The organism is Roseateles sp. P5_E11 (assembly GCF_054049355.1).
The window spans coordinates 1-1,043 of record NZ_JBFUMO010001050.1 but is presented as its reverse complement, the minus strand read 5'-3'; the positions used below and the strand labels follow the sequence as shown (position 1 = coordinate 1,043).

At 66.2% G+C, this 1,043-nt stretch carries 1 protein-coding gene; it reads right to left on the bottom strand.

The annotated features are described in order from the left end of the window. The coding region (locus ACXJKR_RS33315; protein WP_457326499.1) for an AMP-binding protein at positions 1-806 on the bottom strand (806 nt) is incomplete at its 3' end. Between the last annotated feature and the right edge of the window lie 237 nt (positions 807-1,043).

Sequence of the window (1,043 nt, the reverse complement as noted above, 5' to 3'; positions counted from 1 at the left end):
CCCTCGAACAGCTCATACAGGCTCTTGCCGTCCAGATGCGGGCCGGGCAGCACGAACTTGCAGCCGACGATGGCCGCGCTGTACGGCAGGCCCCAGGCGTTGACATGAAACATCGGCACGACGGGCAGGATGACGTCGCGGCTGGAGCAGTCCATCGCGTCCGGCAGCGCGGCGGCGTAGGCATGCAGCACCGTCGAGCGGTGGCTGTAGATGGCGCCCTTGGGGTTGCCGGTGGTGCCAGACGTGTAACAGATGCTGGAGGCGGTGTTCTCGTCAAATTGCGGCCAGGCGTAGTCGCCGGTCTCGGCGGCCAGCAGGTCGTCAAAGCACAGCAGGTTCGGGATGCCACTGCTTGCTGGCATGTGGGCACGCGAGGTCATCAGCACGAAGTGCTGAACGCTCTTCAGCAGCGGCGCAATCTTCTCGACCAGCGGCAGGAAGGTGGCGTCAAAACAGAGGATGCGGTCCTGCGCGTCGTTGGCAATCCAGACGATCTGCTCGGGGAAGAGGCGCGGGTTGATCGTGTGGCAGACCAGCGCGGAGCCCGAACTGCCGTAGTAGATCTCCATGTGGCGGTGGCCATTCCAGGCCAGCGTCGCGACGCGGTCGCCGGGCTCGCAACCCAGGCGTGCAAATGCCTGCGCGGCCTGGCGCGAACGCCGCGCCAGCTCGCGCCAATTGCTGCGGTGCAGGTCGCCCTCGACCCGCTTGCTGACGATCTCGGTCTCGCCCGAATGCCGCTCGGCGTGCTTCAGCAGCGACGAGATCAGCAGCGGATCCGACATCATCCGGCCCATCAATGCCATGGTTGTCTCCTGGCGGTCTTGTAGAACCTGTTTGCAGTCTCCCCATGGCGCCCGCAAGGCAGCACAGGGTCGCAATCAAGGCGCGCGCCGCCGGTCGGGCTCTTGCCCGACCCAGGTGCGCAACGCCGAGTGCGGCCCTGTGCTGCCTTGCCCTCAGGGTTGCCCCGCAAAGGCAGCGTCTGCGGCGTTGCAAATCCTCGCCGGGCAACCAGCCCGACTGCGGTTTGCGTCTTGCAG